Below are 25,341 nucleotides of genomic sequence, written 5' to 3' on the forward strand. Positions count from 1 at the left end.
TTAGTTTGCTTTTATTCACAATTAATATCTCTGGTTGTTGAACGTAAAAACTTTTTATGTTCGTAATACCAGTTGACAAAAAAAGTTCCTATCGTGCAGAAAATACCCGTTAATACCGCCCATTCATTTAGAGATAACATTGCCATTGCGACTGTAATCACTCCTACGCGGTATTTAATCCAGTCCCAAAACTTAAATGCACCAAATACCAGAGCCATAAACAAAACAGCTACAACGGCTAGTTTTCCAGATGGCAATGCCGCCTTTATTTGTCTAAGAATCCTCACTTAATCACTCTCCGTTTCGTCATAAAAGAAAAGGCCAAAATTGCCAGCAAAAGCATACACATCGCCAAAAGGCTCATTAGGACGTAAACGCGCAACACCGACCGCGCCAGCCCCGGCATAACCTGGTATTTTCCCGCTAAGCCTGTGCCAGACACCCGGACGCAAGCAAATTTGTGACAGTGTAACTGCCCTGTCAGCGTCAGATATTTCCAACCACCATAGTTTTGTTGTGGTCGCATAGAACAATCGCATGTTCAAAACCATGCCATTCAGAGATGATGTAAATTCCTGGTCTGCTATGGATGGGATTACGTTGATTTCGTAGTAAGCAGGCTGCACTTAAGAGCCTCCCAGCATGCGGCGCATCTTCTCAAGCGCGAAAACTTTTTGAGGTTCCTTTTTTGCATCAACAGGCGCGGCGCTTTTCTTACCTGCGGCAACTGTCCCCTTCCCTGCCGGATTGGAAGTTTTTGATTGTGCTGATTTATTGCGCGAACGCTGGAATGTTACCGTTTCGACTTTTTGCGCGGTCAGTTTGATGGTGTAGCAATTTTTCTTAGGTACGGCTTCGATGTTTAGCGATTGGATAACGCTTTGAGGCATCGCCATAAACGATGTGTAAACTGATACAAACTCTTTTAACTCATAAGCCGCGATGATTTGCTGAGCCTGATTCATCGCCCAAATCATGTTTTGCGTTGTATAAAGTAGTCCGTATGTATAAGGTAAATCAGCACCAGTAATGATGCCTTCAAAAGATACAACCTTTGGATCGTCTACCGTGCCGTCAGAGATTTTATAACCTGTTTCGACTTTCCCCTGAGCTATGGTGCGTTTCGCTTCAAACCCTTCTCTGGTCTTTAGCCTTAGTGACACTGTAACGCCGGATTCAAACACCATTACTGCGCGTTGGTCACGTGGTGCTGATATTGCACCCTCCATACCGTCAGCCATGAAAACCCCATAAAAAAATCCCCTACGTGGAGGGGATTTTCACACCTTATTGGCGTGGGTAACATTGCGTGACCGCTGGCGATTACTCCGCTTTCTTTTCCTCTGCTGCCTCACAGATTCTACGAAGGTATTCATTATTTTTGAATGAAACCATAATCAACTCAAAAATAACTCTTGTCGCGATAAGTGATACAGCAAAGCTAATACTTACCCCTTCTCTCTGCTGTAACCAGCTTAGAATAGTACCTGCGATAAGCAGTATCGTAGCGAGCCAATATACAATCGTAATGATTTTTGGCGTAATCAATGTTTCAAATGTTGCAAAGTTTTTAAATTCATTTTTTGGCATCGCATCTTCCTTATCTCGCGCCCGTCGATTCTGCAATATTACCATCAATATTCCCGTAGGTGTTTCCTGTATCATTGATATTATTCAAAGTTTCAGCGGCTTCCTTGCCACTGTTAACATGAATGTGCGTGGTCTTATTACCACTGTTGCTAATGGTCTGATTCCCTGCTGTAGATGGAGAAGGCATTAAACCAAGTGTGTTTTCTATGTCCGGTAGAGGATTCAGGTCAAACATATCATTTAACCCACTTAGCGCTCTAAATGTGGTGGCTAATGGTGTTAAGTTATACAAGCCATTCACTACTGCTGACAACGGACTTTCAATCGCATCAGTGAAAACACCGTCACTTTTATCGTTTTTTGTCGCTGAATTAACGCTTATCGCTGCTTTGCTTGCCAAGCTAACAATGGTTCGGAGAGCCGATATTAAATTTGGATAACGTTTTTCAAATTCATCAAAACTACCGAATAAGCTATCAAAGATGGTTCCACCTTCACCATTCAACCAGGCTTTCCATTCAACAAAAGCCTCATAAACCAGCCACACAGCCGCGCCAATAGCGAGGAAAGGCCAAAGCGCCGCCATAACCGGAATTGCCAGCGCGGTAAATGCCGCACCTACAGCGCCAAGAATCCCAATGAGAATAGCTGTTTTACTTTCATCAGCCAGGGTAGACCAAAACTCTGCAACTTCTTTCTCGGCCTTCCTCGCCAGTGGAATTAAGGTATTTGCCGCCCAATCGGTAAATTTTTGCCATTCGCCGCCGATGGTTGCCTGAGCTAAGAAGGCTTGCCAGTCATTTTTCATGACTGTCATTGTCTGTCCCCACGTCCAGCCCTGTTTTTTCAACAAATCTATGTTGCTCGCCGCCAGCTTTTCAAAGGCTTTAATCATGGTTTCTGAGGTCAGCTTCCCTTTTTCTGACATTTCACGGAGTCCTTTAACGTCTGTACCAAACGCCTCCGCTACTTTCGGTGCCATCGTCCCTATCGCTTCCATGAATGAGCGGAATTCATCGCCGCCGAAACGGTCTGATGAAAATGCTTGCCCCATCTGATAAAGCGCTGCATTGACTGCCTCAGCACTGCCCCCGCCTAATTGCAACGCCCCAACAAGCCCCTGTGTTGCGGTTATTGTTCTTTCCTGCGACAACCCTAATTTTTGTGTCGCTGTTGCCATATTGGTATAGGTGGAGATAAACGCCCCGCTGTCGCTTCTAACGTCGCTTGCCGCCGCGTTAAGGGCAAAAAATGCCTCTTTTGCATCCCCTGTAGTCTGCGCCAGTCGTGCAATCTGTGCCTGTTGGCGCTGGATAGAATCAAGGCTATCAGCCAGAGCATTACCAGCGGCGACAATACCTGCCGTCAGCCCCGCGCCCGCCAGCATGCTATCAACACCAAATGGATTGCGTGTCGCTTTCTCTACACCCTCTGCAACAGGTTTCTTTTTCGCCTCCAGCGGTTCGCCGGAAAAACTTTTTGTTGAAGTATCGTATTTTAAGAAGGGATTACCGGCATTTGGATCTGCCAAACCACCAGCGCGACCTGCTGTCCAGCCAGAGCTACCCGGCGTAGGTATATTTATGCCTCCACCACCAGACCGACCAGAAGAAAATCCAGAGTCTACATGAGGCGGTAAAGTAGACCGACCAGCGCGAGGCGGCGGGAGATAGCCGCCAAACTCATTATTATGCGGTAGCCGGTACAGATTATTGGCTGGGATACTGATTTTATCCATCAGGCCGCTGGTTGTACCCTCTACGGCTGCACGTGCGACCTTCTGAGCCTCTTTTCTAACTGTATCGGCTAATGGCGTCCGGCTAACCAGATTTGCGCCTGTGGCGGCTATTGTCGCTACTGCTGCCGTTGTTGCTACAGATGGCGCACTGGCGGTACTGGCTGGCGCATATGGGCTGGCGGGTTTCAGGTTGTTAACGCGCTTAATGGCTGCGTCAAGCTGGTTTACTTTGGCAATTGCGCGCTCTATGGCTGCGTCAAAACTGTTTAATCCCTCCAGTTCGGGGATAACGTCAATTTTCGTTACGAGATCGGCTGACTGGTCTGTCATTTTTTCACCTTACTAAGCGCGTGTTGAACCGCGTTATCGAACTGGATAACGGCGGAGGCTCTCATAATGGAATCGAAGGAGACGCGGCCTGACGCTACGGCGTCGTAGCTAATCAGGCCGCTTTCAATCACTCGCCAGATGACGAGCTCTGTGCGGATGGTTCGGTCAAGGTTTTCAGCAAGGCGTTGAACAGTTGCCGCATGGCTCCCTGCATTGTTGCCGCTGTGTCCAGCCCAATATTTTTTTTTAACCCTGCTGTTACCGGAAGAATGGACAATTTAAGGCACTCAAGCGCCACCAGATACACATCAGCAATGTTTGCTGCGGTGAAATTGGTGTTAACTGCGTCCCAAGAATCCAGAAATTCGCCGTTATCCACCAGTTGGGCGCGTGACTTTGAAAGCAGCGTAAACAGCAATTCGTCGTGGTCTTCGCGGTTGAGCATACCGAAGATTTTCGACGACATAGAAAGGATGCTTTCTACCTGGCTGATACCATGTTTCGCCAGAATTTCAGCTACACGCAAGTTGAAGTGAACTGCATCAAAGGCGCTCATACGGATGATGCAGTATTTTTGCCCGTTAATTTCTATGTGTTTGATTGAATCATCCATTGGTTAAATTCACCCCAAGAATCGTTGAATCAAGCTCGCCCGTCAGGAGTTTCCATTCCAGTGTTTGCGCTCCGACGCCGTTATTTGCACCATCAGACGGCTGACGGGCAAACATCGCATAGCCCAGCCGGTGCACGGAAAGATTGCGTGTATTGGTTACGGTTACAGGTATGACGGCCTTTGTTTTTTGCATCAGCGCCAGCGCGGTATTTACAGGGGAATTACGTTGCGTGGTGAATGTTACTGAGCCTTCCTCGCTAGGATTCTCAATAAATGACCAGTCACCGCCGATGCCGGATGAAACAGTAATCTGGTCGTCCGGTACTTCAACGATGATATTGCTGTCTTTCGCCAGGCCAATTACCGGGACAACGCCTACAGTAATCAGCCAGTCTTTTGAGGACATATTGCCTAAATACATAATTAAATCCCGTAGGTCAGTGCGGTACCAACAGCATCTACATGCTTGATGGCATAGCGAAGATAGAATCTGAATTTAACGGTCAGGTCGCCTTTGATGCGCTGGGTCGCGCTGACTTCTGCCATTGTTGGACGGATAACCTCATATCCACGGACATAATCACCGTTTTCATCGGTAAAGTTTTCCAGAATACCGCCAGCAGTTTGACCTGCTTTAAGCGAGCTTTCCATTTTGTTACAAACGACTTCATACCCCGGCATGTCGTGACCAACTTTGTTACGGTTCACAAAGAGCGTTGCGAGGTCTTTTTGCATGCGGTCAGCCTGCCAGTAAGCAAAGCGCACAACCTCAATCGACTCACCGTCACCACACGTACCCGGATAAGTTACCGTGATGCCGGAACCGTAATCCTCGAAGGTGTTACCGTTGAATGCCTTAATTTTCTGGTAATCGGTTTCGGTAAAGTCATCGGCTTGCACGGCGTTAAGCGTCTTAAGCGCCCATGTTTCTGAGCCCGGTTGCATAACCAGACAGCGACCAGCCAGAGCAGCATCAAGGAAGTTCTTTTCTCGTTTGGTGGATACGGCGAACGAACCTGCAATATTTTTTTCGCAGATATATTTGGTGATGTTGTCCGTCGCCCATGTTGGCGATGAATAGTCATCAATAAATACAGCCATTTTATCAATCTGCGATTCAGTCCAGTCAGCAATCACTTTCTGAATTGAAAGGTCGCGGGATGGGGTCATGAGCATGAAGAACTTATTGTACTGGTTCTTTATGGCTGCAATTGCCTGGCTGACTGCTGCCGACAGTACAACAGATGATTTGTGAACGACTTCCGCACCTTCCAGATAAACGATGCGCCCATCAACAAGAAACTGACCTGCCGCACCAGAATCAGCAACGATATCAGTCGCTACACCTGTGCTTCCTGACCATGCTGTGCCGTTAAATTTCGCATAACGATATTCATCGCCCTTTACATAGCCAATGGTCGCTTTTATGCCCGCTGGAGCACCAACAACCGGAACATCAGTCAATTTAATCATGGTCTTGCTGTAGGCTGCGGAAAAATCGCCTACAACGAGTGTGTCTGGTGATGGACTCTGCGAAAAATAAGCCTGAACCGCCAGCAGGTTATCACCACTCACGCCGTCAGAAATCGCATCATCAGCACTGGTGTAAACCCGGTACAGGTCTTTGAAATTTTCTACTTTTGCGCTTTCATAGGTCGAATACTTCAAACCAAAAAACGCCGCGCCCGGTGCAAGGATAATCCCCACACCGAAAACGCCATATTGGGCGGCTGTTGTTTGCCGTCCAATTTTCACACTAAAAAGCCTGCTTAAATTCGCCATTTATGCACCCTTGATATGGAACGTCACTTCGTTCGCTTTCACCGTTGCGCTATCAATCCAGCGCTCTTTTTTGTAGTGCTGGAAAACAAATTGCAGGGTTAATGTCACCTGTGCCATTTGCTGATAAACGAGGTTATCAATTAGAGGTGAGCTATTCTCGAAATCGCCTGAGCGGTCAATAGAACAGTTGTTATCAAACTGCCAGAATTCCCCCTCAGTTGAATCGACCTCATAAAGAAAGTTTTCGAGATATGCCTGAGCGTCGTCAGATGAGCGAATCGCAATAATTTGAGCGGCACAGTTATAGTGATACACCCTGTATTCACCGTCCCAAGTTTTGGCGAACGGCTGCGGCTCACGCGCTGACGAAAGCAAATGAATGGCGGTAAATGGGTCTTTAGGTTCTGGTAGCTTTTGCTGGGCGTATAGTGGTTTATCGCCTGCTAGCTCAAGAAATGCCTGGCGAAGCCGAACCATAGCAAGATAAGGTGCTCCACTTAGTATCAATGGTGTTGCCTGAGCGTCAGTCTCTTTTAACGTCCCTTTGGGAAACTTAACGACATTTCCCACATCAAGACGGAAATTTGCCGGGATGTTAATGCTATTTCCGTCACCATCATCCAGAATAACCGAAGTAATGAACGATGGATCTCGCCCGTTATATGGTGTGAATAAAATTTCTTTGCTGTTTCCGCTGTCGGTAAAAGTCGCCTTCTCAACATGGTAATCTGAATAATCGACTTCCCCCGCAACGGTCATTAATTTAACCGTATAGATACTCATTATTCCACCAGCGCTAATGCGTCTTTTTCTTTCATGCCAAATAACAAATATTCGTAGTGGCTAATGACGCCGTTCTGCCATTCCTGACGTTGTATCACCTCATAATATTTGCCAGCACAATTCACGATAGCGCCGTTATGTTCGCCTTCCTCGGTTACTGTTAAATCGGCTTCCCCTATAGCTTCCATATGGTCTTGAGGCTTACGAGACGCAAGATACGTCTTAAATGAGCTACCACCGTCTACTGGTTGCATACTGAGGAATGCTGTTTTTTGTTCTGAATATGCCTGGCGAACCATGCCGCCCACAATTTCAATGGGGAGTGGTTGCCAGTATTGGATTAATCGTCTCATAAAAAAGCCCTGTAATTTACGGTCTGAATGAGTACCCCGCTGTGTATCAGCGGTTTAGTGCTCCCTTTCCGGGCGATGGTGATATCTGAGTTAGGTTTGTATAGTGCGGAGTCAGCTATAGTCTTGCGGGTAATCGACACGGCTTTAGCGCCGATTCTGGCTATAGCTTGCTGAGGTGTTATTCTTCCAAGCGCTACGTCACGTAAAATATCTCTGTACTCGTTTGACCTCATCCAGTCGGCAATGCGGTCTGATGCAAATCTCATAAACGGACGTTCGGGTATTAATTCCCAGCCCATCGCGTTTTTAGTACCAAAGTTATTCCATGCCCCATAAAGCGCCACATCAACGCCGTTATTGGTTTTTCCCCGGTGAATACCAACAGTCAGTTTTACTCCTGCCAATCCCTTGATTCGCTGGCGTAAAACCCGGTCAAAACCCTTTGTATCTAACGTTGCACCGCCACGCATAGATCAAACTCCGAATTCATTTTTAAAAATCTGGAATATTCATCTGCGAAAGTGTGTTTTAACCATTTTTCTACCGTGGGCGCCAAGGCTAGCCAATCGCATTTATCAGGATAATATTCTGCTAATCGGCATGACCGATGAGAATACAACCACCAGACAATGAGCCTATAGCGTCTGAGAATTCCTCACCCCACGTTGTACCCTGCCAGCCCGCCTTTTGTGCTGACTCAGTAAAGGTCATCGCTACTTTCCCTTCACGGCGGCTTGCCACCCCGCGAACACTGGCGCTTATTCCCTCAACAGCTATCGGGGCGAGATTAGCGGCAACATACAGAGCTTTGAGGCGCTCTACGTCATAACCGTAATCCGCTGCGGCTCGAAGGTCGTATAGCCGCTCACATTGAGAAGAAAGGGCGCTAATAGCGCCCTCATCAAGTGATAACCCCGGTAGCAGAATGGCAAGCCAATCTTTTACCGTCATGCTGTGCCCCTACTCGTCGTCGGATTCAACTACGCCATCGTGCTCTTTATTGAGCTTTTCGGCGTCTGCGGCTGAAACTTCTTTTAACCAGCCTTCATCAAGAAACTGCTTAACACCTCCAATAGCCAGTGTCGCAGCGTCAACCGCTACCGCCTCAAGTGGCGCAATGGAAATAGTGATAACAGTCCCTTCGCTGTTTTTGGCACCGATATGAATCGGCGCTTGTGTGGTGTTGGTTAGAAACTTTTTCCCTTTCTCAGTCATGACTTAAACCACCTTAGAAGATTTAGCAGCAGCCAGCGGCGCACGGACGATTACGCCAGCGGAGCGCGACAGGCACGGAATAGACAGGTCAAGCCCACTACGTTGCACTGGCAACTGACGGAACAATACCGGGGTAGCCTGTGCGAAGTGGCGGCGGTTATTCGCCAGCGCGATACAAATACCGTCATCATCCAGATCGGAGTTTTTGCGGAAAGTCACTTCCGGGTAAGAAGTTCGCAGGAATGAAAGGACTGTTCCGAGCGTACCGCTAAGGCGTAGCCCCTGAATTCGCGCCCATGCCTTAGACGGCATATGGAACTCATTTACTTCGTAGATTTTGGTGGTGTTCACTGCAGCGATAATTGCTGAAACATCATCGCAAATTTTATCACCGTCAGTCGTCGCCCATGCACCGGCTACTGCTACCAGAGGAATATTCGGATGCTCGATAAAACCGATAATCTGGTATTCCTTATTGCCACGCCACAACAGATTAGAAACTGTGCGCTCATGCGCTTCGCGGGTATTCAGCGCCAGCATGTTATCAAGCGGCGTACCTGACATTGCCGCTGCCATAACGTCGCTATAGGTATAGCCATAGCCGAGGCCAATATCGTACATCAGCGCGAAGTATTCCCGGCCTTTAGCGCTCATCATCGGCATATCAGTACCGAATGCCGCCATGATTTTTGCCATACCTTGTGCCGAGTACATGCGATACCCCGCCCACTTAGCCCCTTCGTTAATCCCTGGCTCCTGCTGGAACATGGTTAACGCTACGGGGGCGGGCATTTCTTCCATGTAAACATCTTTAGACATGGAAATCAGGTCGCGGGCAAAAATTAGCCCTTGCTCGTCGGTGTTAACTCCCTGCATTACGCCAGTTACCTGAGCTTCGGTAAAAAGCTGCGCCATCAACGCGGCTAAATAGTTCTCATTCATATTTCGGAGGTTCCCTGTTAGCTAACAGTAATTACAGCGGTGTCAGTGAAACCACCGTCATCAGTTCGTACCGTAATAGTTGCGGTCTGTCCGGTTGTAGCCCCTGCTTTAACAGTGACAAGGCCATTTGTATCTACGGTTGCGACATTTGCATTACTGGTCTGATAAGTGACCGCTTTATTTGTTGCGCCTGATGGCGTAATGGTTGGTGTTAGCTGTTGAGTACCACCAGCCGCCTTTGATGTGGTTTTAGGTGAAACGGTGACACCCGTTACAGGCGTTTCATGCGGAAACCCCACACTCAGCAATTCACCATCAACAACCATCACAATTGCTGTACCGCCGCGCTGAGTGTTTGATTCGAAGCGAAAACGACTTTTATCGCCAGAATTGGCAACGCCCCATTCCATATAGCCGGTAGTGACGTTTCGGCCTTTCGGGACTGCCAAATCACCCACTTTCGGGGATTCACCCGATTTTACCGCTACGCGGATCGGACCATTTTCAACGATACCAATCGGGCAATTGATAGTGACAACACCGATACGGGTGTTACTGCCAAATCCCGGCATGGCTGGCATGTTGGAATGTGCCGTAACCGCAATACCGATGGCATCAGTAACATCACCACCATCAGGTAATGCAACACAGGTAGAATCGTTACCTGACGTGAGTTTTACTGCATCACCGGGCGCGACTTCACCACCAGCGCGGCGGGAAGATACACGGGCAGAGGAGCGAAAAGACGGCAGGACAGCTAAATCACCGGGCAATCCCGCGTCAAAATCACCTTTAATTGTGGTCTGCATTATTTTGCGGCCTCTTTTTTGCCAAACATGCGGGACTGATAATCACTGTGCGCATCATTGCTTTTGCCTGCACCTGATTCATCGTTGTTTATGCGTGGATTACGCGGCTTTTGCTCAAACTTTTTACCGCAAGCCACCAGCGCCATTGATAACGCAACATCAACCTGTTCATCGCTCCAGCTATCCATGTTCACTTCTGGATTTGCCTTACGGATGATGGCCTGCTTAACGAGACTGATATCGCCCAGGCTGTCGGTATTGATGTTCAGTCGTTTAGCCGTGTCTTTAAGCTGATGCTCCTGACGACCGTCAGCAACGCCGCGCTCGTAGGCTTCATTGCTGGCTGAATCCATATTTACCAGGCGGTTATTTGCTTTAAGCAAGTCACCTCGTACTGTGCTAAGGTCACTGGTGAGCGTTTTTTTGTCCGTCTCCAGTTGTTCGATTTTGGCTAACGCTTCTTCTAATTCCATCGGTTCACCGTCCAGATTGAATGTTGCTGTCTTTACCCGTGGGTTGCGCACTATGCTCAGGTGGTTGTAGTTAATACCCTTCTGCACCGTGTCAAACTCTTGCCCGTCTGGGGCTCGTCCCGTTTGTTTGGGCTTTTCGTCACACTGGTAGCCAGCCGACGCCCCGCGTAATCTTTTGTCCTGCTGAATCAGGCGAATGGATCTCTCATCCTGAACCAGAGCGCGGGCTACCAATTCATCGCCCTGACGCATTACGGCAGTAACCACACCAGCACTGACAGCCCGGTAATTTTTTGACGTCACCAGACCATTACGAGGATGTGACACCGTAACAGGCTTGCCGATTAAGGTATTCATTGAGTCCTGGTTAAACAATTCATCGGCTGAGCGGTACTCTTTTGCCGTGAATGCATCACCGCGATTGCGGTCATAAACCAGTACGCCCGGACGGGCTATAGGGATATCAATCTGGAGATAACCTTCCGGGGTTATCTCCCATTGTTTTATTGCATCAACGTTAACCTGTGTTTCTTGCTGCAATTTCTTTCTCCGCTTCTTCCACATCCGACGCAGAGAACAACCATTCAGGAAAACAGCGGCAACCGTTAGGTTGACCCGGATTCCCGTCTCGTGGCGGTCTGGTCGGCGTGTATGCCTTACCTTCGCGCCCAACATGCTCTTTTCGCTCGCGTTCGTCTAACATGCCCCGCCAGCGGTATATGCTCATCCCGGCAATACGTGCATTGGCTTCCTCAAGGTTCCATGCCTGATTGCCAATCTCATTGCGGGCAACGTTACGGGCTCGCCGGAAAGGTATCTCCATTTCATCAGCCAGCTTATTAGCGATGTAATCGACGCCGCGCCCCTCGCGTAACCCCTGCTGTACTGTGTTAATCCCGCGTTGAAGTGCTTCATCAGAAACATTCTCCATACGCCCCATACTTTCGGTTAACCAGTCGGCGGTTTGCTGCAATAGCTTTTTATCACCGTCATAAATATCGACCGCTATCAGGTCTGCCATGTTCTCATGCGGAATTGTTATACCCGGTGCAAGGTCAACATTTGCGGCGGCTTTAATGATGAGCCTGAAATCATCCAGAGCAGAATCGGCAAGTTGCGTGGTGGTGGTATTTATCGCTGGCAGTGATGGGATAACACAGGTTGTGCGTAGTGAATCAGATAACTTTGCTACCTGTTCGGAGACTGCCCCCGCCGTGTCTGGCGTAGCTGGTAAGCCTTTTTTCAGGTCAATCAGGCTTACACTATCAACGCGGAAACGCTGGTAATAGCTTTGCCAGTATTCATCGGTGAAACCAAAATTCCCGTTTGCGATAGCGCTCTGTATTTCATCGGCGGTGCGGTTAATGATGCGAATATAAGTATCAGGCTTAGTGTTTGTTACTCTGGCAAAATCTTTAGCCAGATTTATACCTGCCTGCCTTCTGACTTCACTGATGACATACGCCGGAACCGCGCCAAACTCCCCATCTTTTAATAACGCGGGTATTGCTTTGAGGAAAATAGACGCATCAGGCAATAGCTCCTGAGTTACAGACCGTATAAGCCTTTCTTGTTGCTCCCGCGTCATGCGGGAATAGTTTTTACCCGCTCGTTGCCTGATGTAAACGCGCACTTTTTTAACCGTTGCGGCGGCAATAAAATCTCCCAGCACATCATCAACGGATACATCTTTACCATCAGCCGCATCAATATTGAGATGTGCGCCGGATTTACCGATTGCCCGGTAAGTCTTTAAACAGGCTTCGCGAACCCATTTACAAAAAAGCCGGGTGTTATCACCCAGCTTTTGCGCGTAAACCAGTTCTATAGCCAGTGGATAACCAGCGTCATAACGTGGTTCACTTTTCGGCATTATTGGCCTCACTATTGCTGTTTTCGGTATTGTTCTGGTTCAAATCCTTGTCATTCTGGTCATCAATTGTGCCTGTTGCTGGCGCTGTCTCAGTCAGGAGTGTTACGGCGGCGGTTTCCTTCGCGGTTGCCCTGGCTTCTTCGCTGGTGATGGCTCTCATCTGGTAATAAAGTTGCGCCGTTTCCGCTACCTTCTTGTCCCTGTCTACCTCGCGGTCAATCTGCCCCTGAGATTTGTTAGGAATAAAGTCAGCTTTTACGCCCAGATAGCGCAACGTCAGCTTTTTAAGTGCCGGGATAATGTCATTGGTGGTGATGTGAGAAACAAGGTTTTGCCATTGCGCATCGGCGCTGGTATCGCTGTTAGATAAGCCTGACCGCCGCTCAGCCAGCATTGATACCGGAAATCCCGTTTCAGCGCACACCAGTTTGATAGCCATATCAACAAGGTCAGCGGTTCCCGTCATACTGGACTGTAAGCGCGTTATATCTTCATCTTTATCTATTGCCACCATGTCATTCAAATGCCTGGTAGCTGCGATACCAGCCAGACGACGCGCCGCCATAGCTTCGCCCTTCGCTGACTTTAAATCTTCTGCAAGTTCATCTTTTTTATAAATATCCTGTACGGACAGCGACAAAATACTGATGATTAACTCATGAGACAGGCCAAGACGTTGTAACGATGCATAAGGTTTACAGAGAACCGGCTCGCCAAATTCGACACCTGCACTACCGTAAATCGGTTGGTATTCTGGATCGCCAAAAAGGAGTGAATCATCTTGCTCAATAAAAACTTCGCCACCAATCGGGCTTTTAAGCTGAATACGCCAGCCTTCCGGCAGACCGAAAAGCGGATCGTTATAATCAGAAAACCAGTCATTTGACGGTGTAATCCAGTTTGCGCCGTGGCTTCTAACCCAATCATCACCCATGACCAGTACCGACCAGCCCTGATGACGTTTAAGCACAGTGGCACGTTCGACGCTCTGCCAGATACGCATATCATCAAAAAGTTGTTTTATTTTTTTATCATCTTCCGGTTTATCGGTGATGATATCGAACCCGTTAAGCATCGCTGCAGCAACCGGTTCGCTGATGATGCGCCAGCCTATCCCGGATGTTTCGCCAGCCAGAGCCGCCACCAGTGGAATTTTTCCCTCTGCGGCTCTGGCCTTCATCCGATTTGCCGTTGGCGAACCCATCCCGGCAGCACCTTTAACACCATGTGACACGCTTTCCATCATGGTCACGTAGCTGTCAATGTTGTAGCTGGCAGGCTGTAAGCCCTCTTTTGTTAGAATTCCCTCAGTGGGAATTAAGCTGGTTTTGTTCGTCATTCTATAATTCCTGATTTCATGCGTACCAGATGGGGGAATATGGCGTCGGCATAGTCCGTGGACACACCCAGCCGTTTTTTAACTTTCGGTTTTGCTTCAATTTTTATCTTGTCTTCTGGCGTGGTTTCCCACATGACACCAGTAGAATCAGAAAGGATGCGATCGAGATATCGGCGTGGTATCTGGTTTGAAATAGCAAATAAGCCATCTGGCGGCATAATTCCCGTTTCCATCCACCGAACAGAGTCATTAACCGCGTCACGATACGCCCACCACGCCTGAGCACGTAGGTTTTCAAACGTATCGCCGTTCGGCCTTCCACCGCGATAGCGTGATTGCTTGCGCAACACTTCGCCCTGAGCCACAAACTTACGAAATTCAATGTCTGAATCGTCGTATTTGTTAAGTTCGCCTTTAACACCTGAACCAACGCCCACAGAGTCATAAATCAGTACGGAACAACCTTCTTCTGTTGCCAGCTTTAACGCCTGTTGCGCTAGTTGAACAGTGTCACGTGCCTGTAATCGCTCCATACGGTACAAAAAACGCCCGTCAAAGAATGACAACACCGAATCATCATCACCTTCATCGGCAACATCGAGCACCGCTGTTTTAACGCCTGTTCGACAGGCTTTCGCCAGTTTTGAATCAGGCGACACCACCAGCTTTTCCAGATGACCACGGTTGACGACTGCGCCCGGTAAATCACTGACAGGAACACCATTCCAGATGTTGTCGTACTTATCCGGGTAATATTTCAGGGTGTAGCGTCGCTCTTTATCCAGAGTCGAATTAAAGTACGGGTTGTGATACCAGTTCACCTCCTCTACAAACCAGTCATCCTCAGCGTTGAGCACGAAACGAACGTATGTTTCATCCCAAGCGAAAGCCGGGTTAAAGGTAATCCACAATTCAGCACCTTCACGGCGTAGTGTCGGTGCAAGCGTTTCCCATGCCTCAGCAGATATCGCGTGTGCTTCTTCCACCCAGCAAATATCCACGCCTTCAATGGATTTAATGCTGTCGAGATTTGACTGAAAGCCCAAAAAACTGAATTCCGCGCCAGATTTAGCCTTTATACTGTTCTGCGTTATCGTGAATTCAGACTCATAACCCAGACGGCGTATCGTGTCGCTAAGTAGCTTATGCGATGACGCGTCTATAGATTTCTGTACCCTACGCAAACAGAGAATTCGCAGGTCATAACGTACAGTCAACTCAATTAGCGCTTCAGCAATGCGCCATGATTTACTGGAACCACGACCACCACGCAGACACTTTACGCGGTGCGGCCTAGTAGTCAGCTCTCGCATTGTTCGCCGCCACTCTGACATTTTCTTTTTGTCAGATAGCCAGTAGTTACGGCGCTCTAAGTCGTTCTCTGGCGTTATTTCAATCGCTGTCATCGCCGCCAATATCCCTGTAGATTTCAGTCAGCGTGTCTCGCGCGATTCGTTTGCCCTCGTCCGTTATTGGTTTACTTACATCGACACCCGCCAGCGAAAGTATCCGCGCCGCAAGGTGAGATTTATCAAGCCCTTCAACCTGCCAGCCATGCTTTGTGCGTTTAATATTCTTCACAGCGCGGGTATCAATCGCTCTTACCATGCTTTTGTATACCTGTGGATCAAGCCCCTTTATCTGGTCAATTTCCCGTAGCTGTAGCATTACATCTGCTGCATCCGGCGCACGAAAACGGGCTGAAAGGTCAATTAATGCCTCCTGTCTGCCAAAAATATCTTTAGCAATGATGTGTTTTCGATAAACGCTAACGGCCTGTTGTATCTCGTTGTCTTTAAGCAACTTTTCAGCCTGATAATCATCATTGAAACCTTTGTATTCTCTGTTGCGAGATTTTGCATAGCTGAATCCAGGCGCTTCCCGCTCACTGGCTACCAGCTTTGCAAACACATCATCTCGTTTACTTATTTTTATGGTCACAACGCCCCCTTTGTGAGGCTTGCAGCGTAGCGAGGAAAAAGGAGGATCAAAAACAGCGTTACCGCTGGCGTGTAGTACAAATAAAAAAAAGCCACTCCGGGGGCGGAATGGCTCAACATCACAAAGAGTAAGGCAATGGCTAAACAGGCAGTTCGCTACCTGTCCGTGGCAGATGCCATTATGGTTTTTTGATGAGATAAGACAAAAGATAGTGCGAGAGGTAACAATAGATAAAGAAAAGCCGCCCCCGAAGGAGCGGCGTTTAAAGGTGCTCAGGCTGTACATCGCAGTCAGAAAGGCGGGGTGTTACCCCCGCCCTGATTTAGCGACTCTCCTTAGCTTCGTAGGCAAACTTTGCCGCCACTTGCACACCTCCCTGTCCTATTGACGCTTCGCAAAGCGTCCGGTTTAGAGCGGTATATGCCAGTAGCGCCGCGATATAAATCGCGATGAACAAAAAAACTCCTTTGTAAAACAAAGTTGCCTCCTTAGTTATGGGGAGGCTATAATCGGATTGCGAAGTCACGATAAGAGCCTCGTTGGTTAATGAAAATTGACCTTCGGGGCTTTTCTCTATCTGCCGCACGGTAACATGAGACAGATAGCCTCAAGCACCGGGCGGGATTATACCCACATCCCATAGCTCACTGCAAAATTTCTATCCCTTCCCCATCCGACTTATTTGTAGTCTTTATAAGATGTTATGCCTCTACATGGTCTAATTAACCAGTGTAATCTGGCCTTTGACTTGCAATACACTCTGAAACTTTTTCGATTACACCCAGGCAATTTTCGATAAAAGCATCATCAACTTTTACAAGTCCAGTTACGCCAGAAACATCCCCTTCCTCATAAACGGGAGTATTGGGGGTTTCAACCAAAAAACCTAGTGCGTTAATGTTAGCTACCAGTTTGTAATAGCTTGCCCCATCACCGTGTTTAAGGGCATTAATTGCAAGATAATAATTATGAAACTCATCTTTAAGCGCTTGTTTTCCTGCTTTTTCCAGTATCGACTCTGCTTCTTTAAAGCCGTTTTGACAGTTAAGCCCCCTTTGTAGGTGCGCCTCAAAGATAGAGAACAAGCCTACTGCATGAATCATCTTTTGAAGATTGAGTGCCTGTAAATTTTTGACTGGTGGTGTCGCCCCGGTTTCATTCAATTCTTCTGCCGTTTTCTCATACGCATCGTTTATAGCGTTTAACGAAAAGTGAGTACATCTGTATGCTAGTTCGGTGAATTGATGCATTAGATTTAAATTCCTTACATAGCCAAATCCGGCCTTGATTCTAATTTGTAGTTGAAATAAGATCTATATAGGTGCTCAAAACACCTTTAACCAGCGGATAAGTCACCCCGTCAGCGTGATTTTTTTGTGCCCGTATTTTATGCTCTGATAGCTTCTGCTATGTGAGTTCTGAATTATGGGGTGGAGTGCGGAGAATAGCGCGGTGCATACCTGCGTAATAATCCCGCCGTCTGGTTACGGTTTTGAGCTCCACCCCGCCCATCTCAAAAGTGGGTTTTCAGTCTCATAACCAGAGAGCACAAAATATGTCTACTTTACTCACTATCCCCGATGCCGCCGAACTGCTGGCACACACCCTCGCCGCCCTGAAAGCTGCTGGCTATGCCAGTGCCGCTATGATGCCCGTTCATCGTAACGACTCAAACGAAGTCGAAAAAACGGAAACGCCAGCCACAACCGCGCCAGAAGTCTATGTAGCACCCGGCAAACAGTACGCTAATGCACAAGAAGCGCTGGCGCACATGGTGCGCGAACTGAAAAACCCGCAACGCGACAACTACAACGAAACACTGGATTTTACGTTTGCTTCGCTGGCGCAACTGCTGGACTTATTACGCGAGCCGATTTACCAGCATGGCCTGATGCTCAAACAGGAGTTTGAGAAAGGTGATGAACTGCCTTTAGATATGGTGACAACGTTTATCCATATCCCAACCGGCACGGAAGTTTCTTTCCGTCTCCCCGCCTACATCAAAGAAGATAAACGCCTGGATGAATGCCAGCGTGTGGGCGCGTCGTTTACCTATTTTCGCCGCTATGGTCTGCGTCAGGCGCTGGATATTACTGACGGTGATGACGATATCGACCAGGCTGATTCTAAACGTGAACGCCGGAAGGCTCGCGCACTGAACAGTAGCCGCAAGTGGAAGCCGACCACCAGCGCCCGGACAAAACCAGAATCCATCCTCAATGTGCTCGTTGCTTCTGGTGAGTTTTCCGGTAATGCCACCATCGCGCAGGCTAAAGCCCGTAACCCGTTTCTGCGTACACCTTCTGAACTGGCAGAGGATTTTATCAGCGGCGCAGATCGCATTATGGACGATGAAGGCATAGCGCGTGATACCGTCGCCCGTTTTGGCCTGACCGATACATTCTGGCAGGATTTCTACAGCGGCTATCGTGTTGATGGTGATGAACTGGTAGACGATAAAACCGGGAATCATGTTACTGCTGATGTGGCTATGGCGATTGCTGAATCAATCACGTCATGGGCTGTTTCTGCCGCTGATGCTAACAGTGTTGTTGATACCCGCGATATGGTCAGCGTTGTTACATCACCTTCTTTTGTACCTGACAGACGACCAACCACCCCGGAAGAAGAAGCCTTTATTTCTGCTGTTGGGGTTGGTCATGATGATGAGATAGCGGAAATCGCAGAGCGTCTTTTAGGCGCTGATATCGCTATGGGGCTGGATATCAAAGCCGAACGCAATGACACGCGCTACGCTCGCCGCAACTGGCTCAATGCCTGCAAGGTGTTTTACTCCAATGCGCTGCTTGCCGGAAATGTAAATTTTGATGCGCTTCCCTCCCTGCTTGCACAACCTGAGTCGCAAATTGAAGCACCCGACGAAATGCAACAAAAAGCCGATATAGCGCGTGAAATTGCATCGGGTAACAGTGAAACAGATATCAAACTGCAACAACTACATGAAATAGCGAAACGATGCGACACGCACACAGCCAGCTATATTGATACTCTCATCCTGCATGTTGAATGCGACGGGCTAAACACAGATTTGCCCGTATACATCCCAGAATCAGATTTACCGTACTGATTTGCGGGGTGTTCAACATGAAAACTATAGAAGAAAAGTTACAGTGTAACTTTGAGCGTCAGCGCACGTACCAGCAACGCGCCATTGAGCGCCAGCGCGAAAAACAGGCTAATCCTGAATGGCGTCAGGCTCAGTATGAAAAACAGCGGGAACGGCAATCCCGCAATATTGAACGAGCAAAAAACAAACCGTTTAATCGCGGATTAAAGGGGCGAACACCCCGCGCCGCTGAACGGTCATTGATGGATAAAATAGGTGCGTTACCCTGCATTGCGTGTTATGTGCATGGCGTGATTAATGAAGTTGTCAGTTTGCACCATATCAACGGACGAACGATTACCGGCGCTCATGCTTTTGTATTACCGCTGTGCAATCACCATCATCAAAATGCAGCACCACCAGTAGTACGCGCTATTTATTCCTGGCTGGTTCCCGTTCATGCAGATGGTAATTGTGGCGGCAAAAGTGCATTTGAGGCTCTCAACGGCTCTCAGGAGCATTTATATAGTCTTTGCCTTGAAATGATAGCCTGAATGCCTGACAGCGCCGCCAGTGCTAATCTGGCGGCGTTACCGCTCGCCCCCTTTACTGTATCCCTTCCCCGTCATGTCTTTTAATCACCCCGACACGATTAAAAGAGGTGTTTATGTCCGAAAATAATTACGGCGCCTTAATGCTCAAGTCTGCACTTGATACCAGTGTGGATGTAACCAAAATTATTGCGCCCGGTATATACCCGGTAACTCAGGGCAATGCGAGCGCCCCTGATTCAGTTGCTGGCTTGCTTACCGTTGCACCTGTTCCATTAGGATCAAAAGTTACTTTTGAGAGACAGGATTCCAGCGTTGTCTATTCATTAATTAATGGGAAATGGGTAAAACCAGCGGCTACCGATGTTTCTGCGCTGGCATTGTCTACCGTTTCATTTTCGACAGGGACGGATTTTAACAACGCGCCAGCAGGTTCGACGTCTTTTGTATATGGCGCGGCATTAAATGCTCCGCCCGTTAACTGTGCTGTTATTGACTGGTGGGGGTTGCATGGTCCGTTCGGTGATAATCCCGGATACAGAGGGCAAATAGGTGCAGATTATACTAATGGACGTTTGTATTTCAGAACGTTTAACGGTGATAACAATACCTCTACTCCGTGGGATATTCTGTATTCAGGCAGGAATCCCCCGCCTGTATCCTATCCTGTCGGTGCTCCTATTCCGTGGCCTTCAGATACACCACCAGCTAACCACGCCATTATGCAGGGACAAGCGTTTAATAAAGCTGCCTATCCGTTACTTGCTGTAGCGTATCCATCCGGCGTTATCCCTGACATGCGAAGCCAGACGATAAAGGGCAAGCCTGATGGTCGTGCTGTATTGTCTCAGGAGCTGGACGGTATTAAATCACACGACCACGGCGCAACGGTTGCATCTACCGACCTCGGAAGCCGTGACACCACCGGATTTGATTACGGTAATAAATCTGTTTCGGCTTTTGACTATGGCACGAAATCAACAAGCAGCGGAGGCGAACACGCCCACGCGTTAGATGTTTATTATCTCAACACCTCCCAGCAGGCTGCGAAAGTCGGTGCAGGTGGACAGTGGGCTGGCGGGGTGGGAACTCAGGGAACTTATGCAGGTGGGGCGCATGCTCATTCTGTTGGTATTGGTGCGCACGACCACATTGTTGGTATCGGAGCACATGCCCACTCTGTCTACATTGGTGCGCACAGCCACGGCGTGACCGTTTCGCCGTCTGGTCATGCAGAAAACACCGTAAAAAATACCGCATTTAATTATTTAGTGAGGCTTGCATAATGGCTTTTAAAATGACCGATTCCAACCGGGTAATCACAATCTATAACCTTTCATCTTCGACGAATGAATTCATTGGTCAGGGTGATGGATTTATTCCTGCTAATACTGGCTTACCCGCATACAGTACCGATATTGCACCGCCGTCAGCGAAGGGCGGTTTTGTCGCTGTATTTAATTTTGAGTCAGAAAAATGGTCACTTATTGAAGACCATCGAGGGAAAACGGTTTACGACATTCAAACAGGGGAAGCCATCACAATTAATCAGTTAGGTGCGCTACCGGATGACGTTGTTTCCATTGCGCCCGAAGGCCATTTTATGAAATGGGACGGGAATAAATGGGTGCATGATGCTGACGCAGAAAAAACAGCGCAGATTACGCAGGCGACACAACAAAAAGAAAGTCTGCTGGCTCTGGCGGCTTCAAAAATTGCCCCCTTACAGGACGCAGTTGATATTGGTATTGCAACAGAAGCAGAAACGACACTTTTACTGGCTTGGAAAAAATACCGCGTTTTACTTAACCGCATAAATCCAGATGATGCGCCTGAGATTAGCTGGCCTGATATGCCAGCATAGACCACAAAGGCCGCACTATGCGGCCTGTTCTTTTTTTGCCCCTTTGTGATGCACTTCCCATAGTGTTATCCCTATCGAGTCGCAGAAATCGCCCAGGTGGTTTAACCCTGACCATTCCCGGATACCTCCCCTTGCCGCTTCCACAAATATTGCCGCATCCACAGAACGATGCAGCCCGAATAACCGCCATTTCCCTTTATCCGTTTTGGTCGCCACTATGCGTGTGAATGTGCCACTTTCGTAAAAGTCGCGGAATGCCGGTTTTTTGCGTGTTGTTACTTTCATAAAAGACAAATCCCCGAAATGTTATTAACAAATCGGGGATATGTTGACACAAATCGACGGAATGACTTTTTAATTTCTCAGCGGTCACGATGCCTGAGCAATATCCCGCGCTGATGGTAATGGGTTGCTGTATACCATGCCGCTGATTAGCGGCGCTGTGTTCATCTGGCTTTCATTCTTCCGCTTAAGCGTAATTGACAATGCGCGGCTTGTTTCCTGACTTGTAAGGGGCTGCGTGGACAGCAAAATCATCGTTAACGGGATGACCACCAGCCCGGATTGCTCCAGAAACCGACGCTTACCGCCCAACTTGTACTTTGCGGCGATGCCCGTCACGCCAAGATTGAGATAGTTAGCCGGGGCGGTATCCGTTGCCGTTTTTGCGGGGCAGAAGATAACCGCTTTATCGAAACCTGAAACCGTAAGCTGTAGTGCTGATAAATCTGGTGGTGCTGATAACGGGGCGTTTTCGCCGTGGTATATCTCCAAATCGCACACAACGCGCTGTAACGGATTTTGAAACTTTAGCGACCACGAACCAGCAAGAAGCCCACCAAACACATCTATGGTGTGCTGTGGGTATGGTATACAGCTTATTGGCGCACTGCTGCCGCGTATCTCTGCTGGCATAAGCCAGTCAGGTACAACGCTGGAATCGTCAATTGCCGCCCGTTCAAGGTCGGATATTGCTACCAGTTCTTCCGGTGTTAATGCCATTATTTCCCCTTAGCTGTAAGAAGCTGGTCAATGTGCGCGGCTTTGGCGTACAGGTCATTAAAGATGTAATTTAATTCTGAAAAATCAACGGTATCACCCTGAATCGGCTCCCCTGTCAGGCTGATGTAACACGGTCTGAAACCATCAGCCTGCTTTGTAGGTGATGGTTGTTTGACGCTGGCATATTTCGAACCGCGAAAAGGATAGATGCGGCTTATAGTCGCAAAGCTATTCATCACGCATTTACCCTGGCTAATAAATCACGATATTTTTTGTATAGGTCATTGAGAATGAAATTCATTGTTTGTGCCGATACACCATCCCCAAACACCAGATTACCGTTTTCATCAAAATACGTTGGAGCAAAGCCGGTAGCCTGCAATTCTTGTGATGGTTCCTGCTTATTGGGGATATCGGTTCCCCCTTGCCCTTTATAGGTTTTATCTGTTTCCGCCCAGCTATCCATTTTTCACCTTCATTTGTTTGACTGTTACCAGCGTACTGAATGGCGTAATTAGTTCGCCGCCGTTTACCGTCGCAGTGCCATCAATACGGGTTAACAGAGATTTAAGCGCTCTGACTCTGACGCCTTGCGTTGCAGTTGCCCGGATCGTTTTTTGGGTTTTCTCGTATCGGATGCCAGCCCATACGCAAGGGAAAGCATTTCCGGGGAACATTGGCGCATGATGGGTGAGATTCACATTTGGCGGTGTTGCAGTGCTGTAGATATCCCCGCCGAACGTGGCAGATACAAGAGAATCGGAGAGCTCAATATCAGGAGCCATACCACCACACTGCACAAACACTGTACGCAGAGGCACACGATTAAAGGCCGCGCCTATTGCGCCAGTGCTTAGCCCTACCCGATTTAGCGGTAGCCAGACAAGTTTGTATACCTGCTGCATGTATGCGCCCACTGATGGCCTTGATTGCGTGGAAACGCTTTGTTCGCCTCTGGCTTGTTGCAGCGCATTACGATAATCATCATCGTCGCGCCCTTCTCGCTGAATGCTGTATTGCTCCCCCCATGCGTCTAAAAGCGTTCCCGTTGAATCTGCCAGAGAAAACCCTTTTTTCATGTATTCAATCGCTGCAGCCATGCTGCTGTTGCCGGATTTTAGCCCTGCGATTAGGTCAATATTTCTCTGGATGCGTACTTTTGACGTCAGGCGCTCTTTTGCTAACTGCTCAGGGCTTTTAATTACAGGTTCCATCAAACCACCGTTACCGATGTTGAATCAGTGACCGCAATAATGCCGCTGCCTACAGAAACATGATTATCTGTTGGCGGGGATATAATGCCGATTTTTACTGTTACGTCCGTCAGTGTTGAAAATGCTGTTAATAAACGGGCATATATTTGACCAGCAAATACATCTTTTCCCGGTGTAAGCTGTGAAAAATAGGCCGTTACGGTGTTTTTAGCCACGCTGATATAATCTGCTGGCCTGCCCGTTGTTTCCTTATCCCATATATCGCCTGACACACTGACATAAACAAGTTGAAAGCTCTGGCGGCTGAAATAAACCGTTTCCGTTATCTCTCCATCGGTCGCTGTTGCGGATACATCACCATGAAACCCACATTCAGCGGCGGAGGCATCATAAATAGCCTGTGCTATTTCATTATCGTCACCACCAGCGACAAAAACCTGAATTGATTTACCGGGTATTCCCTCCGCATTAGTGTTAATTCCCCGGTTAACCTCAACAGAAGCATAAGAGACACCGCTGACGGCTAATACGGCATTTTTAACGCCGGGGCGCGATGCGCTGATGTTCACTCTGGCTGCTGCCGCTGCTATCTGTATGCGCTCACGATATGACTCATCGTCTTCGATGAGATAACCCTTAACACCGTTTGCCAGTACCAGAATGTCATTGTTTGCAACGTAGCCAAACAATACCGATGGAAACTCGGTATTGCTTTGGTAGTAAGCGGTTGCAGGTATACCAGCACGAACAATTTCAAACACATCATCAGCAAAGGAAAACGGAATAATTGTTCTTCCATCAGCGGCATAAAGCAAAGTCCCGTATGATGATTGATATGTTGTAAGGGATGTTTCAGCCGCTGTGATTTGCGTGTACAGGCGGCTAAGTATCGAGTCTGACGTGTCACCAGCCTGAAATTGTGTAGAGTGCGGTTTGCCAGAGATGTTAATGGTAAATGTGTTTCCGCTGGTGATGGCATCCTGACGGACTTTTAACACAAATCCAGTAGCTGACTTTCCATCTTCTTTTACTTCGTGGTTTATAGCCCACTCGCCAGCGCTACCAGAGATAGTAAACCCATCACCAGCGCTGATGACCTGCCCCGGCTGTAAAAGGTAAAGAACATAAGCCAGCGAGCGAGTAAGACCATAACGATGAAGGTTGAAACGCTCGCCAAGACCGTCTAACTGTGCGCCCTCTGCCATTGAAATGAAAAAGCCGGAAAATACCCAGCCAATCGCCTCAATGATGTTTAAGTCATCTTCCGAAACTATCGCTATTGTTTGCCCGACCAGTGAGTCGCCATCGGGGTTAACATCACCCAATGCGCCCTTTAGCTTTTCGTATTTGTCGCCTCTTAGCTCCGGCAATCTGGCACCGTGCCAGCCACCATTATTCACTAATTCCACTTGTTACCTCTGTGCTTTCTGAGCCAATGTAGACCGCAAAGCGGATTGTGTAATTTCCCTTCACATCGTTAATGGCGGTGGTTTTAGCGTCGCTGACTTCTGGTGTGCGTTTGGCCTCAGCATTAATCATATTGGAGACAATCGACGCTGGCAGGCGTGATGCCATAATGCCAGGCACCCACGGCAAACCCTGAGTTTCATCAAGCCACCATTCACCGCGATTTGTCCCGACTCTTATTTCTGCCTGTTGTGCTACACCATCAATGCCGCCGTCTAACACAAAATCGCCGTTACGAAGAATCACCCCATTTTCGTCCTGCATAATGTCCAGCATCAGTAATTCATCCCCTCAACGAACGCCAGTTTCGAAACCCATACAAGGCATCTGCTTGTACCTACTGACTCAACCCTTTGCACCAGACCAACGGGAATGATTCTTTTACCCCTGCACGT

Annotated in this window: 31 protein-coding genes and 1 pseudogene; 4 read left to right on the forward strand and 28 right to left on the reverse strand. The window is 48.2% G+C overall.

The genetic code is table 11. From position 1 onward, the window contains the following. Positions 1–11 precede the first annotated feature (11 nt). The 21 genes from C2U43_RS30055 to C2U43_RS12285 form a co-directional block, all read right to left on the reverse strand. A complete protein-coding gene (locus C2U43_RS30055) occupies positions 12–218 on the reverse strand; it encodes an HP1 family phage holin (protein WP_050547389.1) in 207 nt (68 codons plus the stop codon). Positions 219–287: 69 nt separating this feature from the next. Continuing rightward, complete coding sequence (locus C2U43_RS12185; RefSeq protein ID WP_071446448.1) at positions 288–626, reverse strand: phage baseplate plug family protein; 339 nt, start codon at positions 624–626, stop codon at positions 288–290. Further along, complete coding sequence (locus C2U43_RS12190; protein ID WP_071446447.1) at positions 627–1,241, reverse strand: phage baseplate protein; 615 nt, start codon at positions 1,239–1,241, stop codon at positions 627–629. It lies immediately after the preceding gene. Positions 1,242–1,323: 82 nt separating this feature from the next. Next, positions 1,324–1,590 carry a DUF4282 domain-containing protein gene (locus C2U43_RS12195; RefSeq protein WP_071446446.1) on the reverse strand — a complete coding sequence of 89 codons (267 nt, stop codon included), beginning with the start codon at positions 1,588–1,590 and terminating at the stop codon, positions 1,324–1,326. Between the two features lie 10 nt (positions 1,591–1,600). Continuing rightward, positions 1,601–3,658: a tape measure protein gene (locus C2U43_RS12200; protein ID WP_071446445.1), complete on the reverse strand. Its 2,058-nt coding sequence runs from the start codon at positions 3,656–3,658 to the stop codon at positions 1,601–1,603. A 127-nt stretch (positions 3,659–3,785) separates the two neighbouring features. Continuing rightward, the gene (locus C2U43_RS12205; protein ID WP_226999269.1) at positions 3,786–4,214 is read right to left on the reverse strand and encodes a hypothetical protein; all 429 of its coding nucleotides are present in this window, start codon (positions 4,212–4,214) and stop codon (positions 3,786–3,788) included. A 49-nt stretch (positions 4,215–4,263) separates the two neighbouring features. After that, positions 4,264–4,692, reverse strand: a complete 429-nt coding sequence (locus C2U43_RS12210; RefSeq protein ID WP_008324353.1) for a hypothetical protein — start codon at positions 4,690–4,692, stop codon at positions 4,264–4,266. Between the two features lie 2 nt (positions 4,693–4,694). Then, positions 4,695–6,026 (reverse strand): DUF3383 family protein, encoded by a 1,332-nt coding sequence (locus C2U43_RS12215; protein ID WP_233899616.1) that lies wholly within the window; start codon positions 6,024–6,026, stop codon positions 4,695–4,697. A 27-nt stretch (positions 6,027–6,053) separates the two neighbouring features. Then, positions 6,054–6,836 carry a phage neck terminator protein gene (locus C2U43_RS12220; protein WP_071446442.1) on the reverse strand — a complete coding sequence of 261 codons (783 nt, stop codon included), beginning with the start codon at positions 6,834–6,836 and terminating at the stop codon, positions 6,054–6,056. Further along, entirely contained in the window at positions 6,836–7,189 is a 354-nt protein-coding gene (locus C2U43_RS12225) for a hypothetical protein (RefSeq protein ID WP_071446441.1), read from the reverse strand. The genes C2U43_RS12220 and C2U43_RS12225 overlap by 1 nt, the downstream gene beginning before the upstream one ends. Beyond that, entirely contained in the window at positions 7,186–7,659 is a 474-nt protein-coding gene (locus C2U43_RS12230; protein WP_071446440.1) for a hypothetical protein, read from the reverse strand. The genes C2U43_RS12225 and C2U43_RS12230 overlap by 4 nt, the downstream gene beginning before the upstream one ends. A gap of 121 nt (positions 7,660–7,780) precedes the next feature. Further along, positions 7,781–8,140, reverse strand: a complete 360-nt coding sequence (locus C2U43_RS12235) for a DUF4054 domain-containing protein (RefSeq protein ID WP_071446439.1) — start codon at positions 8,138–8,140, stop codon at positions 7,781–7,783. Between the two features lie 9 nt (positions 8,141–8,149). Further along, on the reverse strand, positions 8,150–8,404 hold the full coding sequence (locus tag C2U43_RS12240) for a hypothetical protein (protein WP_071446438.1): 255 nt from the start codon (positions 8,402–8,404) through the stop codon (positions 8,150–8,152). A gap of 3 nt (positions 8,405–8,407) precedes the next feature. Beyond that, positions 8,408–9,346 carry a major capsid family protein gene (locus C2U43_RS12245; RefSeq protein WP_071446437.1) on the reverse strand — a complete coding sequence of 313 codons (939 nt, stop codon included), beginning with the start codon at positions 9,344–9,346 and terminating at the stop codon, positions 8,408–8,410. 17 nt (positions 9,347–9,363) lie between these two features. Beyond that, positions 9,364–10,155: an Ig-like domain-containing protein gene (locus C2U43_RS12250; RefSeq protein ID WP_071446436.1), complete on the reverse strand. Its 792-nt coding sequence runs from the start codon at positions 10,153–10,155 to the stop codon at positions 9,364–9,366. Next, positions 10,155–11,168 carry a DUF2213 domain-containing protein gene (locus C2U43_RS12255; RefSeq protein WP_071446435.1) on the reverse strand — a complete coding sequence of 338 codons (1,014 nt, stop codon included), beginning with the start codon at positions 11,166–11,168 and terminating at the stop codon, positions 10,155–10,157. The genes C2U43_RS12250 and C2U43_RS12255 overlap by 1 nt, the downstream gene beginning before the upstream one ends. Then, a complete protein-coding gene (locus C2U43_RS12260) occupies positions 11,146–12,501 on the reverse strand; it encodes a phage minor head protein (RefSeq protein WP_071446434.1) in 1,356 nt (451 codons plus the stop codon). The genes C2U43_RS12255 and C2U43_RS12260 overlap by 23 nt, the downstream gene beginning before the upstream one ends. Beyond that, the gene (locus C2U43_RS12265) at positions 12,488–13,840 is read right to left on the reverse strand and encodes an anti-CBASS protein Acb1 family protein (protein WP_071446433.1); all 1,353 of its coding nucleotides are present in this window, start codon (positions 13,838–13,840) and stop codon (positions 12,488–12,490) included. Before C2U43_RS12265 ends, C2U43_RS12260 begins: the two co-directional genes overlap by 14 nt. Then, positions 13,837–15,246 (reverse strand): PBSX family phage terminase large subunit, encoded by a 1,410-nt coding sequence (locus C2U43_RS12270; RefSeq protein WP_071446432.1) that lies wholly within the window; start codon positions 15,244–15,246, stop codon positions 13,837–13,839. Before C2U43_RS12270 ends, C2U43_RS12265 begins: the two co-directional genes overlap by 4 nt. Continuing rightward, on the reverse strand, positions 15,233–15,781 hold the full coding sequence (locus C2U43_RS12275; protein ID WP_103285207.1) for a hypothetical protein: 549 nt from the start codon (positions 15,779–15,781) through the stop codon (positions 15,233–15,235). The genes C2U43_RS12270 and C2U43_RS12275 overlap by 14 nt, the downstream gene beginning before the upstream one ends. Before the next feature lie 722 nt (positions 15,782–16,503). Beyond that, positions 16,504–17,031: a hypothetical protein gene (locus C2U43_RS12285; protein WP_071446430.1), complete on the reverse strand. Its 528-nt coding sequence runs from the start codon at positions 17,029–17,031 to the stop codon at positions 16,504–16,506. Between the two features lie 305 nt (positions 17,032–17,336). On the opposite strand from C2U43_RS12285, the gene C2U43_RS12290 reads away from it, so the two are divergent. From C2U43_RS12290 to C2U43_RS12305, 4 genes and pseudogenes are all read left to right on the forward strand, one after another. Beyond that, on the forward strand, positions 17,337–18,869 hold the full coding sequence (locus C2U43_RS12290) for an ERF family protein (RefSeq protein WP_071446429.1): 1,533 nt from the start codon (positions 17,337–17,339) through the stop codon (positions 18,867–18,869). A 17-nt stretch (positions 18,870–18,886) separates the two neighbouring features. Continuing rightward, positions 18,887–19,402 (forward strand): Ref family recombination enhancement nuclease, encoded by a 516-nt coding sequence (locus C2U43_RS12295; protein ID WP_071446428.1) that lies wholly within the window; start codon positions 18,887–18,889, stop codon positions 19,400–19,402. 611 nt (positions 19,403–20,013) lie between these two features. Continuing rightward, positions 20,014–20,685, forward strand: a pseudogene (locus tag C2U43_RS29775) (tail fiber protein); the annotation flags it as partial. Further along, the gene (locus C2U43_RS12305; RefSeq protein ID WP_071446427.1) at positions 20,685–21,263 is read left to right on the forward strand and encodes a tail fiber assembly protein; all 579 of its coding nucleotides are present in this window, start codon (positions 20,685–20,687) and stop codon (positions 21,261–21,263) included. The pseudogene C2U43_RS29775 and the gene C2U43_RS12305, both read left to right, overlap by 1 nt. Positions 21,264–21,278: 15 nt before the next feature. On the opposite strand, the gene C2U43_RS12310 is transcribed toward C2U43_RS12305, so the two are convergent. The 7 genes from C2U43_RS12310 to C2U43_RS12340 form a co-directional block, all read right to left on the reverse strand. Further along, entirely contained in the window at positions 21,279–21,548 is a 270-nt protein-coding gene (locus tag C2U43_RS12310) for a hypothetical protein (RefSeq protein WP_071446426.1), read from the reverse strand. 84 nt (positions 21,549–21,632) lie between these two features. Further along, a complete protein-coding gene (locus C2U43_RS12315; RefSeq protein WP_071446425.1) occupies positions 21,633–22,265 on the reverse strand; it encodes a hypothetical protein in 633 nt (210 codons plus the stop codon). Then, a complete protein-coding gene (locus tag C2U43_RS12320; RefSeq protein ID WP_071446424.1) occupies positions 22,265–22,501 on the reverse strand; it encodes a hypothetical protein in 237 nt (78 codons plus the stop codon). The genes C2U43_RS12315 and C2U43_RS12320 overlap by 1 nt, the downstream gene beginning before the upstream one ends. After that, complete coding sequence (locus C2U43_RS12325) at positions 22,501–22,731, reverse strand: hypothetical protein (protein WP_008324324.1); 231 nt, start codon at positions 22,729–22,731, stop codon at positions 22,501–22,503. Before C2U43_RS12325 ends, C2U43_RS12320 begins: the two co-directional genes overlap by 1 nt. After that, positions 22,724–23,479, reverse strand: coding sequence for a hypothetical protein (locus C2U43_RS12330; RefSeq protein ID WP_071446423.1), 756 nt, complete (start codon positions 23,477–23,479; stop codon positions 22,724–22,726). The genes C2U43_RS12325 and C2U43_RS12330 overlap by 8 nt, the downstream gene beginning before the upstream one ends. Next, positions 23,479–24,888: a baseplate J/gp47 family protein gene (locus tag C2U43_RS12335; protein ID WP_071446422.1), complete on the reverse strand. Its 1,410-nt coding sequence runs from the start codon at positions 24,886–24,888 to the stop codon at positions 23,479–23,481. The genes C2U43_RS12330 and C2U43_RS12335 overlap by 1 nt, the downstream gene beginning before the upstream one ends. Next, positions 24,872–25,222, reverse strand: coding sequence for a hypothetical protein (locus C2U43_RS12340; protein WP_008324318.1), 351 nt, complete (start codon positions 25,220–25,222; stop codon positions 24,872–24,874). The genes C2U43_RS12335 and C2U43_RS12340 overlap by 17 nt, the downstream gene beginning before the upstream one ends. Between the last annotated feature and the right edge of the window lie 119 nt (positions 25,223–25,341).

Origin of the sequence: Citrobacter freundii complex sp. CFNIH9 (genome assembly GCF_002903305.1) — a bacterium.
GTDB classification, from domain to species: Bacteria; Pseudomonadota; Gammaproteobacteria; order Enterobacterales; family Enterobacteriaceae; genus Citrobacter; species Citrobacter portucalensis.